The following is a 13,580-nucleotide window of genomic DNA, read 5'->3' as shown; positions in this document are numbered from 1 at the left end:
CCTTCTCCCCTCTCACCCGCAGCCAGCAAAAGGAGCGGACATGGATCTCGGCCTGAACGGGCGTACCGTCCTGGTCACCGGCGCCACCAGCGGTATCGGACGGGCCGTGGCCCGCGCGTTCTCCGCCGAGGGCGCGAAGGTCGCGGTCTCCTACCGCACCGACCGGGCCGCCGCGGAGGAACTGGCCCGGGAACTGGGCGGCGAGAACGGCGACCGCGCCTTCCCCGTCCCCTACGCCCTCGACGACCCTGCCTCGCCCGCCCGCGTGGTGGCGGCGGTGGAGGAGCGCTGGGGCGCGCTGGACGTGCTGGTCGCCAACGCGGTGCGGTGGGGGGTGCGCCGGAAGCCGGGCACTCCGTTCGAGAGCGTGCCGGAGGACGAGTGGCTGCCCGTCGTGGACGGCAACCTCGCTCCCGTGATCCGCACCGTGCAGCACGCCGTACCGGGCATGCGCCGCCGCGGCTGGGGCCGGATCGCGCTGATCTCCTCCCACAACGCGCTCGGCGGCAACCGTGGGCAGGAGTTCTACGGGGCGGCCAAGGCCGGGCTGCACGGCCTCGCCCGCAGTCTGATGTGGGACCTGGGGGGCGACGGACTGCTGGTCAATGTGGTCTGTCCCGGACTGACCGCCACCGAACGGATGCTCAGGGGCCTGCCGGAGCCGGTCCGCGCCCGCGAGATCGCGGCGACCCCGACCGGGCGCCTCAGCGAACCCGAGGAGATCGCCCAGGCGGTCGCCTTCCTGTGCTCAGGGGCCAACCGGAACATCACCGGCGAGTCCTTGACGGTGGCCGGCGGCCGCTGACCACCGTCACGGCCGCTCCCCGCCACCCCCGCCCGCCCCGTCGTCCCACTCCGCCGGCCACGGGGCCACCGTTCCGTACGCACCCAAGGAGTCTCCCGCATGTCATCCACGCTCTCGGCGCCCGCCGTGCTGCGGCCGCGCAGGGACGCCCGCCAGGCCGCGCGCATCGCCCGTTCCGCGGCCACGACCGAGGGCGTCCATCTCGGGCTCGGGCAGTTCGACGACTGGTTCGCCGGGCGCCGGCTGGCGCATCCCTTCCGCGTCACCCCCATCGCCTTCGACGACTTGGAGGGCTGGTCCACCGACCCGGGCACCGGCAACCTGGTGCACCACACGGGCCGGTTCTTCAGCGTGGAGGGGCTGCGGGTCAACGTGGACGACGGCGCGCGGCTGTGGCACCAGCCCGTCATCCGACAGCCGGAGATCGGCATTCTCGGCATCCTCGTCAAGGAGTTCGACGGGGTGCTGCACTTCCTGATGCAGGCCAAGATGGAGCCGGGCAACCCCAATCTCCTCCAGCTCTCCCCCACGGTGCAGGCCACCCGCAGCAACTACACGAAGGTGCACCGGGGCGCGGACGTGCGCTACCTGGAGTTCTTCACCGGTGGGCGCGGGCGGGTGCTGGCCGATGTGCTCCAGTCCGAACACGGCTCGTGGTTCTGGCGCAAGCACAACCGCAACATGATCGTGGAGACGCATGAGGACGTCCCGCCGCACGACGACTTCTGCTGGCTCACCCTCGGCCAGCTCACCGCACTGCTGCGCCAGGACCTGCTCGTCAACATGGACTCGCGCACGGTGCTCTCCTGCCTGCCGCGCGCGGACGACGATGGCGCGGCAGCCCTGCACACCGACGCCGAACTGCGCACCTGGCTCACCGCCGCCCGCGCCCGCCACCATGTGCGGGCCGACCCGGTACCGCTGGCCGGGCTCCCGGACTGGGTCCGCAAGGAGGCGGCCATCCACCACGCGGAGGGCCACTACTTCGACGTTGTCGCCACGTCCGTCCAGGCACGCAGCCGCGAGGTCACCAGCTGGACCCAGCCGCTGATCCGGCCGCGCGGGCGAGGTCTGGTGGCCTTCTTGACCCGCCGGATCGAGGGGGTGCCGCATCTGCTGGCGCCCGCCCGGCTGGAAGGCGGGCTGCGCGAGTCGGTGGAGATCGCCCCGACGGTGATGTACACCCCGCGGAACTACGCCGAACTGCCCACCGCGCAACGGCCCCCGTTCCTGGACCTGGCACTGCACGCACCGGCGTCGCACATCCGGTACGAGGCACTGCACTCCGAGGAGGGCGGACGCTTCCTCGACGCGGTGAGCCGCTATCTGGTCATCGACGTCGACGACTCCCCCGAAGCCGCCGTGCTCACCCCGCCGGACGGCTACCGCTGGATGACACCGGGCCAGCTCGCCCAGCTCAACCAGCAGGGCCACTGCGTCAACGTCCAGGCACGCACCCTGATGGCCTGCCTGGACGCGCGGGAGTCCGGAAGCCATGGCTGAGCGGGCGAAAGCGCCGAACCCCCCGCTGCGCATCGGCGTACTGGGGTGCGCCGAGATCGCCAGGCGCCGGATGCTGCCGGCCTTCGACGCCGTGCCCGGGGCGGTGGTCACGGCGGTCGCCGCCCGCAACGCCGGACGGGCCGCCGAACTGGCCGCCCGTCACGGCTGTCACCCCGTCACCGGCTACGCGGCGCTGCTGGCCAGGCCGGACGTCGACGCGGTGTACGTACCGCTGCCGGTCTCCCTGCACGCGCCGTGGGTCGAAGCGGCGCTGCTGGCCGGCAAGCACGTCCTGGCGGAGAAACCGCTCAGCGAGGACCCGGCCACCACCCGGCGGCTGCTCGCCCTGGCCGAGAGCCGCGGCCTGGTGCTGCGGGAGAACGTCATGTTCGTCCACCATCCCCAGCACGCCGCGGTGCGTCAGCTGGTCAGGGACGGGGCGATCGGTGAACTGCGGGCGTTCAGCGCCTCGTTCGCCGTTCCCCCGCTGCCGGCCGACGACATCCGCTACGCCCCCGAGCTGGGCGGCGGCGCCCTGCTGGACATCGGGATCTACCCGGTCGGAGCCGCCGTTCACTTCCTCGGCGACCGCCTGACCGTGACCGGCGCGGTCCTGCGCCACGGTGACGACCCGCACCGTGGCGCCGTGGAGACCTCCGGCGCCGCCCTGCTGCACACCGACGACGGGCTGAGCGCGCAGCTGACCTTCGGCATGGACCACAGCTACCGCTCGGCCTACGAACTGTGGGGATCCCGAGGGCGGATACGGGTGGAACGGGCCTTCACCCTTCCGGCAGATCACCACCCCGCGGTCCGGCTGGAGCGCGACGGGCGAAGCGAGGAGATCCGCCTCGCGCCTGCCGACCAAGTCATCCTCGCCGTGACGGACTTCGTCGCGGCCTGCCGCACCGGCACCCCTGCCGCCGACGCCGTGCTCCGGCGGGCGGAACTGCTCGACGGGATCCGCCGAGCGGACCGGCGGCGCCTGACGCCACTCACCACCCACGCAGTGGAAGGACGCACATGACCGTCATCAACGACACCCCCGGGACACACCTGGGAGGGCGCCCGGCGCCCGGGCGAGATGCCGACGGCGACGGAGCGGCCGGCCACCCGACTCCCGCACCGCGTCCGCCCGCGCCCGCCTCCCACGCCCCCTATCCCACCGGCGAGAAGCCGGTACGCTCCACCGCCGACCGCATCGCCGATCTGGTGCGCCTCCAGGAGCAGGTGCTCGCCGGTCCCGGCGCGAAGGCCACCGAGGCACAGCACGCCAAGGGCAAGCTGACCGCCCGCGAACGCGTGGAACTGCTCTTCGACAAGGACTCCTTCACCGAGGTCGAGGGGTTGCGCCGGCACCGGGCGACGGGATTCGGCATGGAGGCCAGGCGCCCGCACTCGGACGGTGTCATCACCGGCTGGGGCCTGGTCGACGGCCGGGAGGTCTTCGTCTACGCCCACGACTTCCGCATCTTCGGCGGGGCCCTCGGCGAGGCGCACGCCACCAAGATCCACAAGATCATGGACATGGCCGCCGCGGCCGGCGCCCCGATCGTCGGCCTGTGCGACGGCGCGGGCGCCCGCATCCAGGAAGGCGTCACGGCGCTGGCGGGCTACGGCGGCATCTTCCAGCGCAACGTCCGCAACTCCGGTGTCATCCCGCAGATCAGCGTGATCACCGGCCCCTGCGCGGGCGGCGCCGCCTACTCACCTGCGCTCACCGACTTCGTGTTCATGGTGCGCGACACCTCGCAGATGTTCATCACGGGCCCGGACGTGGTGCAGGCCGTCACCGGCGAGGCGGTCAGCCACAACGAACTGGGCGGCGCGGATGTGCACACCAGCGTCTCCGGTGTCGCGCAGTTCGCCTACGACGACGAGGAGACCTGCCTCGCGGAGGTGCGGTACCTGCTGTCGCTGCTGCCCGCCAACAACCGCGAACTGCCGCCCGCCGCCGCCGTGGACGATCCCGTGGACCGGCGCACCGAGTCGCTGGTGGACCTCGTGCCGGCCGAGCGCGGCCGCGCCTACGACATGCGCGCCGTCCTCACCGAGATCGCCGACGACGGCGAGTACTTCGAGGTCCATCAGCAGTGGGCGGGCAATGTGATCTGCGCGCTGACCCGGATGGGCGGACAGGTCGTCGGGGTCGTCGCGAACCAGCCGAGCGCCCTGGCCGGTGTGCTGGACATCCCCTCCTCCGAGAAGGCCGCCCGCTTCGTCCAGTTCTGCGACGCCTTCAACATCCCGCTGGTGACCCTCGTGGACGTCCCCGGGTTCCTCCCCGGGGTGGACCAGGAGCACGGCGGCGTCATCCGGCACGGCGCCAAGCTGCTGTACGCGTACTGCAACGCCACCGTGCCCCGGATCTCGGTGGTGCTGCGCAAGGCGTACGGCGGCGCGTACATCGTCATGGACTCGCAGTCCATCGGCGCGGATCTGACCCTGGCCTGGCCGACCAACGAGATCGCCGTGATGGGCGCGGAAGGCGCGGCGAACGTCATCTTCCGGCGGGAGATCGCCGCATCCGACGACCCCGAGCGCACCCGGTCCCAGCTCATCGACGAGTACCAGGACAAGCTGATGCACCCGTACTACGCCGCCGAGCACGGGCTGGTCGACGACGTCATCCACCCGGCCGAGACCCGCTCCCGGCTCATCGGCGCGCTGCGCATGCTGCGCTCGAAGTACACCGCGCTGCCCAGCCGCAAGCACGGGAACCAGCCCCAGTGAGCGGACCGCAGACCCCGGCCCTGCGCGTGGTGCGGGGCAATCCGACGCCGGAGGAGGTGGCGGTGCTCACCGTCGCCCTGATGTCGCTGACCCGGGCGTCCGTCGAGGAACCGGACCCGGCACGCCCCCCGCACCCGATGTGGCCCCGGGCCGGCGAAGCGGCGCCCGCCGCCGACGCCTGGGCCGCCCGGCCCCGTCCCGGTTGGCGGACGCCGTGACCCCGCGCCCCACCGCGCCCCGCTCCGCTACCCGAAAGGAATCCCGATGACGCCCCCGCTCCAGCACCGGCTGGTACGCGACATGGTGCGCATCCGCGGTGTCGAAGAGACGCTGGCGGACCTGTACCGCGACGAGCAGGAGATGCGCACCCCCGTCCACTTCTCCATAGGCCAGGAGGCCACCTCGGTCGGCGTGTGCGCGGCGGCCCACCGCACCGATGTCGTCTACGCCGGCCACCGCTCGCACGCGCCCTACCTGGCCAAGGGAGGCGACCTGGACGCGATGGTCGCCGAGCTGTACGGCAAACGCACCGGCTGCGCCGCCGGCCGGGGCGGCTCGGTGCACCTGGTGGACACCGCGGCCGGCTTCGGCGGTTCGGCGGCCATCCTCGGCGAGATGATCCCGGTCGCCGTCGGCGCGGCCTGGGCGTTCGCGATGGAGCGGTCACCGCGGGTGGCGCTGACGTTCTTCGGGGACGGCGCGTCGGAGGAGGGCACCTTCCACGAGGCGCTGAACTTCGCCCAACTGCACCGGCTGCCGGTGGTGTTCGTCTGCGAGAACAACGGCTACTCCATCGCCTCACCGCTCGCCGCCCGGCAGCCCGCGGGCCACGCCATCCGGGAACGGGCACGCGGCTACGGCATGCCTGCCCGGCTCGTGGACGGCAATGACGTCCTGGCCGTCCACCGGGCGGCCGAGGAGGCGCTGGCCCACTGCCGCTCCGGGCACGGCCCGTACTTTCTGGAGCTGGTCACCTATCGCTGGCGTGAGCACGTCGGGCCGGGGTGGGACCACGACGAGGCGGGCGGCTACCGCCCCCGGGCCGAGGTGGACTCCTGGATCGGCCGCTGCCCCATCCGTGGCGCGGCCGACGCCCTGCGGGAGTCCGATCCGGCCATCGACGACCGGATCGACCGGTGGACGGCGGAGTTCCGCACCGAGACGCGGCAGGCCGTCGACCGCGCACGGGCCGCCGCCTTCCCCGACGTCGCGGATCTGCTCGACGGCGCCTACGAACCGCGGCCGACCGCCGCGCACAGCGGGAGGAACCAGTGACCACACGCACACTCACCTACTGGCAGGCGATCAGCGAGGCCACCGTCCAGTGCATGGCCGACGACCCCCGGGTCTTCGTCGCGGGCGAGGGCGTGGACGACCCCACGGGCATCTACGGGACCACCCGCGCCGCGTTCGAGCGCTTCGGGCCGTCCCGGGTGTGGGACCTGCCGAACTCCGAGAACGCCTGTGCCGGTATCGCCGTCGGCGCCGCCGCGATGGGGCGCCGGCCGCTGATGGTCCACTCCCGCGCCGATTTCATGTTCCTGGCGATGGACGCACTCATCAACCTGGCGGCCAAGTGGCGCTACATGTACGGCAATCAGGGCGGTGTGCCGGTCGTCACCCGGGGCGTCGTCGGCCGGGGCTGGGGCCAGGGCGCGACCCACTCACAGAGCCTGCACGCGGTCTTCGGACACTTCCCCGGCCTGTATGTGGCCGCGCCCGCCTCACCGGCGGACGCCAAGGGCCTGCTCGTCCAGGCGCTGCGGTCGCAGACCCCGGTGGTGCTGATGGAGAACCGCGGCCTGTACCAGGTCACCGGCGAGGTCCCCGAGGAGGCCGTGCCGGTCCCCTTCGGCCGGGGCAGGATCGCCCGCCACGGCACCGACGTCACGGTCGTGGCCGCCTCGCTGATGGTGCACGAGGCTCAGCGCGCGGCGGACCTGCTCGCCGGTCAGGGCGTCAGCGTGGAGGTGGTCGACGTCCGCAGCATCCGGCCGCTGGACACCGACCTGATCTGCGCCTCGGTGGCCCGGACGGGACGCCTGGTGGTCGCCGACACCAGCTGGAGCAGCTACGGCTTCGCGGCGGAGGTGGCCGCGGTCGTGGCCGAGCGGGCCCTGGGCGACCTGCGGCAGCCGGTCCGCCGGGTGACGCCGCCGGACTGCCCGGCCCCGGTGTCCCACCCTCTGGAGGAGGCGTTCCACCCCAACGCGGACCGCATCGCGGCGGCCTGCCTGGACCTGGTGGGCGCGGAGCGCCGGGTGATCCCCAAGCTGGCCGACGTCACAGCGGGCTTCATCGGGCCGTACTGAGCGGGTATGCCCCCGCCGCCGGCTACCGGCGCTTCTTCCCCGTGGCCTTGGCCTTCCGTGCCGCCGGGTTGCCGGTGCGGGCACCTCGGCGGCGCTCATGGCGCTCCCGGGCCGCGGCGTATTCGGCGCGGTGCAGCTTCTCGCCGGGTGCCTCGACGAGGCTGCGGCAGAAGTAGGCGAGGAGCGAGCCGATGAAGCCGATCAGCTGCAGGCCCTGCGACGACTTGTCGGCCGTGCTCGCGGCGGACGGGTCGGGGCGGCGGGTGAAGCCGTCCCAGGTGCGCCGGAAGGCGAGAGCGCTGCAGACGGCGAAGCCGGCGACGACCAGGATGCCGACGAAGCCACCGACGTCGGCGATCGCCAGGCCCTGGAAGGCGAAGCGCAGCACGACCGCGCCGGCCGCGGCGAGCGCCAGCGAACCGGCCGCGACGCCGGCCCGGCGCAGGCCGTAGCCGCCGTCGTGCTCGACCCAGGTGGTGCCGAAGAACCGGATCTCCTCCGGCTCGGGACCGGGCCGCTCGGGGCCGCCGGTGATGGTCTGCTCGTCGCTCATGGCATCGATTATCCCCGGCGGCCCGGTGGCTCAGCCGGTGCAGGGCCCCGCGACGAAGCCGTCACTACCGGTGTCGACGTAGGTGTCGGAGAGGTACCGGCCGGGGCCGATGTTGTCCCAGATGTCGGAGGTGCCGTACGGGCCACTGACCCGCTCGCCGTGCCGCTGGCAGCGGATCTCGACGCGGGATCCGCCATCGAGGTGTCCGACGACCAGGGAGTCGGTGCTGGGTTCCTTGCGGATGTTGACGCGGTAGCCCGGCGCGGTGGCGTAGGTACGGCGGGCGGCCGTCGCCAGGGTGGCCGGCGCGATGTCGTCGTCGGCCACCCCGGTGGCGGCCGGTTCCAGGTAGCCCTGAACGTCCTGTGTGCTCATGTCCTGCTCCCCCGTTGCGTGATGCCGGCGCCCCTGTTGTCGCCAGGCGCTCGGCGCGCGGCGTCCAAGGCCCCGCAACTCGCACGCTAGCAAGCCTCATTCATGTCGTACGCACCATCGACTAGGCTCCGCGCGTCGCACCTGCGACCGAATGGCATGGGGACTGACACGGGGGTGGAAGGATGCCGTCGCTGCGCGATTCCGGGGGCGGCCCGGAAGCGGAGCGTCCGGAATACGCCGGGCAGTACCGCCTGGAGGCGCGCCTGGGCTCCGGCGGCATGGGCGTGGTCCATTTGGCGCGCTCGTCCTCCGGACTGCTGCTCGCGGTCAAGGTCATCCACGCCGAATTCGCCCAGGACCCGGAGTTCCGGGGCCGGTTCCGGCAGGAGGTGGCGGCTGCCCGGCGGGTCAGCGGGGCCTTCACCGCGCCGGTGGTGGACGCCGATCCGGACGCCGCGCGGCCCTGGATGGCGACCCTGCACATTCCCGGCCCGACGCTCTCGGATCATGTGAAACGGAATGGTCCCCTGGCGCCCGCCGAGGTACGCCGGCTGGCCTCGGGGCTGGCGGAGGCGCTGCGCGACATCCACCGCGCCGGGGTCGTACACCGCGATCTGAAGCCGGGAAACGTACTGCTGGCCGCCGATGGGCCGAAAGTCATCGACTTCGGCATCTCGCGGCCGTCCGACAGCGAGATGCGGACCGAGACCGGCAAGTTGATCGGGACGCCGCCGTTCATGGCCCCCGAGCAGTTCCAGCGCCCGCGCGAGGTGGGTCCTGCGGCCGACGTCTTCGCGCTGGGTTCGGTGCTGGTGCACGCCGCCACCGGAAGCGGGCCGTTCGACTCCGAGAGCCCGTACATCGTCGCGTATCAGGTGGTGCACGACGAGGCGGACCTGACGGGCGTGCCGCCGGAGCTGGCGCCGCTCATCGAGGGCTGTCTGGCGAAGCATCCCGAGGACCGGCCCACGCCGGACGCCCTGATGGCACGGCTGCACTCCGATACGCCCACCGAGGTGCACGACCGGCTGCACGCGGAGTTGCTTGACGAGCTGCACGCGCGTGCGCGGGGCGGCGCGGCGAGCGGTCCTGGCGAGGGCGAGTCGGGCGGACCAGCGGCGGGCGGGGAGCCCGCGGGCACGGACGGAGCGGTCGAGGGGGCCGCCCGGATACCGGGTCAACGACGGCCGGTACGCGCCGAGTCCGCGCCGCAACGGGCCGATGCCACACACGTCCGTGCCCGTATGCCGGTGGCGGGCCCCGTGGACGGCGTCCCGGCACCGCCTTCCGGGACTGCCGGAACGCCGCTCGCCGGGCCGGTCCCCGGCGCCGCGCGCCCGGCCGATGACGCGGTCGACGACGCGGGAGCCGGCACGGCCCCGCCGGACGCCCGCCGCCCGGAAGCCCTCGGGCCCGAGGGCGCCCCTCCCGCCGGGCCCGTCGCTCCCACCGGGCCCGCGGGCACCGCAGGCCACCCCGATGCCGGACGTCCCGGCCGCCCCCACCCGCTCCGCCGCCGAGCGGTCCGCGCCGCGGTGGCACTCGTCGTGGCCGGGGCCGCCGCCTTCGCGGGCTTCCAAGCCCTGTCCGACGACGCGCCCGGCCAGGACCCCGCGCTCCAGACCCACCCGCCACGCGCCGACCGCGCCGCCTTCCACCCGTGGCGCACCGCCCTCATCGAACGCCCCGAGGGCTACCGCGCCGAGATGCCGTTCTGCACGATGCCCCCGGCGGGCGGCTCCGGCCGCTCCTCCGCCGACACCGGCGCGGTCTTCTGCGCGCAGTCCGGCGTACGGGCCACCCGGCTCACCCCGGACACCGGCCGCCTGGCGTGGCGCCGTACGGCGGACTCCCACGCCAAGACCGATATGCCGCCGAGCGCCCCGGTGCTGTCCGGCGGGCTGCTGTACGTCTTCACCCCCGACGGCAAGCGGCTGGAGGCCCTCGACCCGTCGGCCGAGGGCAGGGGCGCGACGCGCTGGAGCAAGGACGTCTCGGGGTACGAGGGCGGGGCACTGGTCATCGGGGACCGGGTGCTGCTGACCGCCGGGGACGGCACGGTCACCGCGCTCGACAGCGCCACGCACCGGCAGCGGTGGCGCAAGAAGTTCCCCGACCACGGGCTGGCGGCCTTCGCCACGTTCGGCGACCCGCACACCGCCTTCGCCGCCGAGCCCGGCCCCGACGGCGGGAGCACCCAGCTCACCGCCATCGATCCGGCCGACGGCAGGCTCCGCTGGCAGAAGCGGCTGCCCGGCTCCCTCATGCCGGCCGGGGTCGGCGCCTCCGGGGACCTCTATCTGACCGCCACCGACCCGACGTTCACCTTCAGCACCACCGCCGTCGTCCGCTACGACCCGAAGACCGGGCACACCCGGCGCCTCAAGCTCAACGCGCCGCTCGACGGCGTGAGCGCCGTGGTGCACGGCGAGACGGCTTATCTGCTGGCCGAGGGCGGGGCACTCCAGGCCGTCGGGGAACGCAGGTGGGATGTGGAGACGTCGGTCAGCCGGGGCTCCGCGCCGGTGGTGAACGGCGACCGGCTGTACTTCTCCGCCGCGGACGGGCGGCTGATGGCCGTCGACACCACCAAGGGCGCCATGCTCGGCCAGACCCCGCCCCGGCTGTCGACCGGCCGGCACCACGGGTTCCTGGAGACACTGCCCGTGCCGCTGGTCGACGCGCCGCGCGGCCGGATCTACGCGGCCTCGCCCGACGGCACGGTCTTCGCGACGGCGACCAAGGACCCGGCGGGCTGGTGAAGGCCGGGCCCACCGCCCTGGTGGCAGCGGCAGACGCAGGGCTCGCGCCGGACACCCGGGACCGTGTCGGCCACTGCGATGCCTTTGTCGCACTTCGCATGCGTGCCGACGTGGCAGGCCGGGGAGAGGTACGTGGATTCCCGGACGGCCATCTCAGGCCGCCGCCGGGCGGGACACGCGGCCGCCGGTGCCCGCACCACGGAGACGCACGCCGTGGATCACGACCGGCCCCACGTCGATACCGCGCAGCGCCATGTCGAGCATCCACCGGCGTTCCGCCTGCGCCGCTCGCTCCGGGCTGTCCTGGCTCTCCCGCCACCTGCGATGACGGCTGAGCAGGTAGGGGCGTACGGGGCTGGACGTGTCCATGAGGGGGCGGTCTTCGACGGCGTCACGGGCGTAGGGGCTCTTGTGGCGCGGCAACGGGGCGCGAGGGCGGCGGAGAGCCGGTGCGGGCGACGGCTCCGGCGCGGCGGCGGCACGGTGCTTTCCGTACGCCGGTAAGAGGTGCGCGAGGAGCCGCACCAGGCGCGCGATCACCGGGACGCCGCCTTCTTGAGCGCGGCGATGAGCTGGTGGGCCGTCGCGAGGTTGCAGCGCCCCAACTCGATGAGGGGGCTGGGCTGCTCGTAGCTGTAGGACATCGGATCGACGCACAGTGACGGCAGCACCACGTCCACCCGCTGGAGCGCGGCCGCCAACTCGTCGCGTGCCGCCTCGGCCTCTGCGTGTTCCCTCGTCATGCTGCCGCTCCCGTCATTTCGTTTCTCTGTCCGAGGCACCGGGCCACGACTACGCTGAGTGGTCCGGGCATTACGAGGATGCAGCCGACGGCGGGTGAAATCGCCCGTGACGGGCCGTAATTCCACGCCCCGGCCCGTTAGTTCCACACCTTCCACGGAGGAGGGCACCATGCCGCCGAGGCGAGCGGTCACCGGTCGCAGTCAGGAGCCACGCCAACGGTTCGCGGAGGAGCTGCGATTACTGCGGGCGCAGAGAGGGGACAGCCTGCGGCAGCTCGGCGAGGTACTGGGCTGGGACTCCTCCCTGTTCGGCAAGATGGAGAGCGGCCAGACACTGGGCAGCCCGGAGGTCGTCCAGGCGCTCGACCAGCACTACGGGACACCGGGATTGCTGCTGGCCCTTTGGGAGTTGGCGGCGGGGGATCCTACGCAGTTCAAGGAGCGGTATCGCCGCTATATGACGCTGGAAGCGGAAGCGTTGAGCCTGTGGCACTACGGGGTGAGCATTCTTCCCGGGATGCTTCAGACGGAGGGGTACGCACACGCCGTGCTCGCCGCAGGCGGCGCCAAAGGCGAAGAGCTGACACGACAGGTTGAGGCGCGCATAGGTCGACGCGAACTGCTGGCGGGCGACGACGCGCCGCCGTTCCGCACCATCCTGTCCGAGGCCGTGCTGCGGACTTCACTGACGGACGGCGAGCAGTGGCGAAGGCAACTTGAGAGCCTGGTCGAGACAGCTGAACGTACGAATCTCACGCTCCATGTGCTCCCTCATGACTCTGGACCACACGCGCTGGTAAGTACCGATGTGATGTTCCTGCGCCTGCCGGATGGTCGCACCGTCGCCTATACCGAAAATGCCCACCGTGGCGAACTCATCGAGGAAACAAGCCCCGTTGAGCGTCTGCAACGCGCGTACGATGCGGTGCGTGACCTGGCATTGAGCCCGGCCGAGTCGCGGAAGTTCGTCATGCGGATGTTGGAGGAAGTGCCGTGCGATCCATCGACTTGAGCACCGTCACCTGGCGCAAGAGCACGTACAGCAACCCGGACGGCGGCCAGTGCATCGAGGTCTCCGACGACTTCCTAACCGCCGCCGCATGGCGCAAGTCCAGCTACAGCAACCCCGACGGCGGCGCCTGCATCGAGGTAGCCGACAACCACCCCGCCCTCATCCCCGTCCGGGACTCCAAAGATCCCCACGGCCCCGCCCTCATCTTCGAGGCGGCCTCCTGGACCTCCTTCATCACCGCCGTGAAGCACAAGGCACTGGCCGACGCCTGACGCCCTCGCAGGCAGCCCGGCCGAATCGCCCCGGTGATCGGCGGCGGCTACCACCATCGCGCGGTGTGACCTGCCGGGTTCACGGCAGGCATCGGGTCACGACAGGGAGGAGAGGGCCATGGGGCCGCTCTATGACGCGGGCGCAGCCACGAGCGAGCGGATCCTCAACAAGATCCTCTACCTCACCCTGGGCGCCCTGCTCCTCCCGCCGCTGCTGATCGCCCTCGCCGTCCACCACCAGGAGTGGCACCTCGCCGCTCTCGCGCCCGTGCTCCTCCCGTGGGTGGCCGCCTGGCTCGCCCTGCGCGCCAAACACACGATGCGCATGGGGCAGTCCTACGCCGCCTGCGCCCTCCTCGTGCTGGGCACTCCCGCAACGGCCGGACTGCTCGCCTGGCTCAGCGGCGACATGGGCTGACCGACATTCCGCAACGTTGCGGTTGTTCATTCCTGTCCGGTCGCGCACAGGGACGAATAACCGGGCCTCGAACGACGTCGGCCCCGCCCCGC

15 protein-coding genes are annotated in these 13,580 nt (G+C 72.6%); 11 read left to right on the top strand and 4 right to left on the bottom strand.

The window, feature by feature from the left end:
- The first annotated feature begins 40 nt into the window (after window positions 1-40).
- From ACH4FH_RS25615 to ACH4FH_RS25585, 7 genes are all read left to right on the top strand, one after another.
- On the top strand, window positions 41-805 hold the full coding sequence (locus ACH4FH_RS25615; protein WP_398558223.1) for an SDR family NAD(P)-dependent oxidoreductase: 765 nt from the start codon (window positions 41-43) through the stop codon (window positions 803-805).
- Between the two features lie 99 nt (window positions 806-904).
- Window positions 905-2,308 (top strand): NDP-hexose 2,3-dehydratase family protein, encoded by a 1,404-nt coding sequence (locus ACH4FH_RS25610; protein WP_398558222.1) that lies wholly within the window; start codon window positions 905-907, stop codon window positions 2,306-2,308.
- On the top strand, window positions 2,301-3,335 hold the full coding sequence (locus tag ACH4FH_RS25605) for a Gfo/Idh/MocA family protein (protein WP_398558221.1): 1,035 nt from the start codon (window positions 2,301-2,303) through the stop codon (window positions 3,333-3,335). Before ACH4FH_RS25610 ends, ACH4FH_RS25605 begins: the two co-directional genes overlap by 8 nt.
- Entirely contained in the window at window positions 3,332-5,041 is a 1,710-nt protein-coding gene (locus tag ACH4FH_RS25600) for an acyl-CoA carboxylase subunit beta (RefSeq protein WP_398558220.1), read from the top strand. The genes ACH4FH_RS25605 and ACH4FH_RS25600 overlap by 4 nt, the downstream gene beginning before the upstream one ends.
- On the top strand, window positions 5,038-5,259 hold the full coding sequence (locus ACH4FH_RS25595) for an acyl-CoA carboxylase subunit epsilon (RefSeq protein ID WP_398558219.1): 222 nt from the start codon (window positions 5,038-5,040) through the stop codon (window positions 5,257-5,259). Before ACH4FH_RS25600 ends, ACH4FH_RS25595 begins: the two co-directional genes overlap by 4 nt.
- Window positions 5,260-5,305: 46 nt before the next feature.
- Window positions 5,306-6,316, top strand: a complete 1,011-nt coding sequence (locus tag ACH4FH_RS25590; protein WP_398558218.1) for a thiamine pyrophosphate-dependent dehydrogenase E1 component subunit alpha — start codon at window positions 5,306-5,308, stop codon at window positions 6,314-6,316.
- Window positions 6,313-7,353, top strand: coding sequence for an alpha-ketoacid dehydrogenase subunit beta (locus ACH4FH_RS25585; RefSeq protein ID WP_398558217.1), 1,041 nt, complete (start codon window positions 6,313-6,315; stop codon window positions 7,351-7,353). The genes ACH4FH_RS25590 and ACH4FH_RS25585 overlap by 4 nt, the downstream gene beginning before the upstream one ends.
- A gap of 22 nt (window positions 7,354-7,375) precedes the next feature.
- Here the strand turns inward: ACH4FH_RS25585 and ACH4FH_RS25580 are convergent, their stop codons facing one another.
- Complete coding sequence (locus ACH4FH_RS25580) at window positions 7,376-7,906, bottom strand: hypothetical protein (protein ID WP_398558216.1); 531 nt, start codon at window positions 7,904-7,906, stop codon at window positions 7,376-7,378.
- 30 nt (window positions 7,907-7,936) lie between these two features.
- Window positions 7,937-8,281 (bottom strand): hypothetical protein, encoded by a 345-nt coding sequence (locus ACH4FH_RS25575; protein WP_398558215.1) that lies wholly within the window; start codon window positions 8,279-8,281, stop codon window positions 7,937-7,939.
- Between the two features lie 182 nt (window positions 8,282-8,463).
- Here ACH4FH_RS25575 and ACH4FH_RS25570 point away from each other — a divergent pair, with 182 nt between their 5' ends.
- A complete protein-coding gene (locus tag ACH4FH_RS25570; protein ID WP_398558214.1) occupies window positions 8,464-11,043 on the top strand; it encodes a PQQ-binding-like beta-propeller repeat protein in 2,580 nt (859 codons plus the stop codon).
- Window positions 11,044-11,196: 153 nt separating this feature from the next.
- Here ACH4FH_RS25570 and ACH4FH_RS25565 read toward each other — a convergent pair whose 3' ends face one another.
- Both ACH4FH_RS25565 and ACH4FH_RS25560 read right to left on the bottom strand, forming a co-directional pair.
- Entirely contained in the window at window positions 11,197-11,583 is a 387-nt protein-coding gene (locus ACH4FH_RS25565; protein ID WP_398558213.1) for a hypothetical protein, read from the bottom strand.
- Window positions 11,580-11,786, bottom strand: coding sequence for a hypothetical protein (locus ACH4FH_RS25560; protein ID WP_398558212.1), 207 nt, complete (start codon window positions 11,784-11,786; stop codon window positions 11,580-11,582). Before ACH4FH_RS25560 ends, ACH4FH_RS25565 begins: the two co-directional genes overlap by 4 nt.
- 169 nt (window positions 11,787-11,955) lie before the next feature.
- Between ACH4FH_RS25560 and ACH4FH_RS25555 the strand changes: the two genes are divergently transcribed.
- The 3 genes from ACH4FH_RS25555 (at window position 11,956) to ACH4FH_RS25545 (ending at window position 13,488) form a co-directional block, all read left to right on the top strand.
- The gene (locus ACH4FH_RS25555) at window positions 11,956-12,798 is read left to right on the top strand and encodes a helix-turn-helix domain-containing protein (RefSeq protein ID WP_398558211.1); all 843 of its coding nucleotides are present in this window, start codon (window positions 11,956-11,958) and stop codon (window positions 12,796-12,798) included.
- Window positions 12,780-13,070, top strand: a complete 291-nt coding sequence (locus ACH4FH_RS25550; protein WP_398558210.1) for a DUF397 domain-containing protein — start codon at window positions 12,780-12,782, stop codon at window positions 13,068-13,070. The genes ACH4FH_RS25555 and ACH4FH_RS25550 overlap by 19 nt, the downstream gene beginning before the upstream one ends.
- Window positions 13,071-13,188: 118 nt before the next feature.
- On the top strand, window positions 13,189-13,488 hold the full coding sequence (locus tag ACH4FH_RS25545) for a hypothetical protein (RefSeq protein WP_398558209.1): 300 nt from the start codon (window positions 13,189-13,191) through the stop codon (window positions 13,486-13,488).
- Window positions 13,489-13,580 lie beyond the last annotated feature (92 nt).

The organism is Streptomyces sp. NPDC017993 (genome assembly GCF_044328065.1).
In the GTDB taxonomy this organism is placed as follows: Bacteria; Actinomycetota; Actinomycetes; order Streptomycetales; family Streptomycetaceae; genus Streptomyces.
The sequence above is the reverse complement of the archived record's forward strand: the minus strand, read 5'-3'. Positions and strand labels throughout refer to the sequence as shown.

What these genes read in the sequence shown, in the direction of transcription:
- ACH4FH_RS25615 (WP_398558223.1), top strand. Translation starts at nt 41, where the DNA reads ATGGATCTCGGCCTGAACGGGCGTACCGTCCTGGTCACCGGCGCCACC.
- ACH4FH_RS25610 (WP_398558222.1), top strand. Translation starts at nt 905, where the DNA reads ATGTCATCCACGCTCTCGGCGCCCGCCGTGCTGCGGCCGCGCAGGGAC.
- ACH4FH_RS25605 (WP_398558221.1), top strand. Translation starts at nt 2,301, where the DNA reads ATGGCTGAGCGGGCGAAAGCGCCGAACCCCCCGCTGCGCATCGGCGTA.
- ACH4FH_RS25600 (WP_398558220.1), top strand. Translation starts at nt 3,332, where the DNA reads ATGACCGTCATCAACGACACCCCCGGGACACACCTGGGAGGGCGCCCG.
- ACH4FH_RS25590 (WP_398558218.1), top strand. Translation starts at nt 5,306, where the DNA reads ATGACGCCCCCGCTCCAGCACCGGCTGGTACGCGACATGGTGCGCATC.
- ACH4FH_RS25580 (WP_398558216.1), bottom strand. Translation starts at nt 7,906, where the DNA reads ATGAGCGACGAGCAGACCATCACCGGCGGCCCCGAGCGGCCCGGTCCC.
- ACH4FH_RS25575 (WP_398558215.1), bottom strand. Translation starts at nt 8,281, where the DNA reads ATGAGCACACAGGACGTTCAGGGCTACCTGGAACCGGCCGCCACCGGG.
- ACH4FH_RS25570 (WP_398558214.1), top strand. Translation starts at nt 8,464, where the DNA reads ATGCCGTCGCTGCGCGATTCCGGGGGCGGCCCGGAAGCGGAGCGTCCG.
- ACH4FH_RS25560 (WP_398558212.1), bottom strand. Translation starts at nt 11,786, where the DNA reads ATGACGAGGGAACACGCAGAGGCCGAGGCGGCACGCGACGAGTTGGCG.
- ACH4FH_RS25555 (WP_398558211.1), top strand. Translation starts at nt 11,956, where the DNA reads ATGCCGCCGAGGCGAGCGGTCACCGGTCGCAGTCAGGAGCCACGCCAA.
- ACH4FH_RS25545 (WP_398558209.1), top strand. Translation starts at nt 13,189, where the DNA reads ATGGGGCCGCTCTATGACGCGGGCGCAGCCACGAGCGAGCGGATCCTC.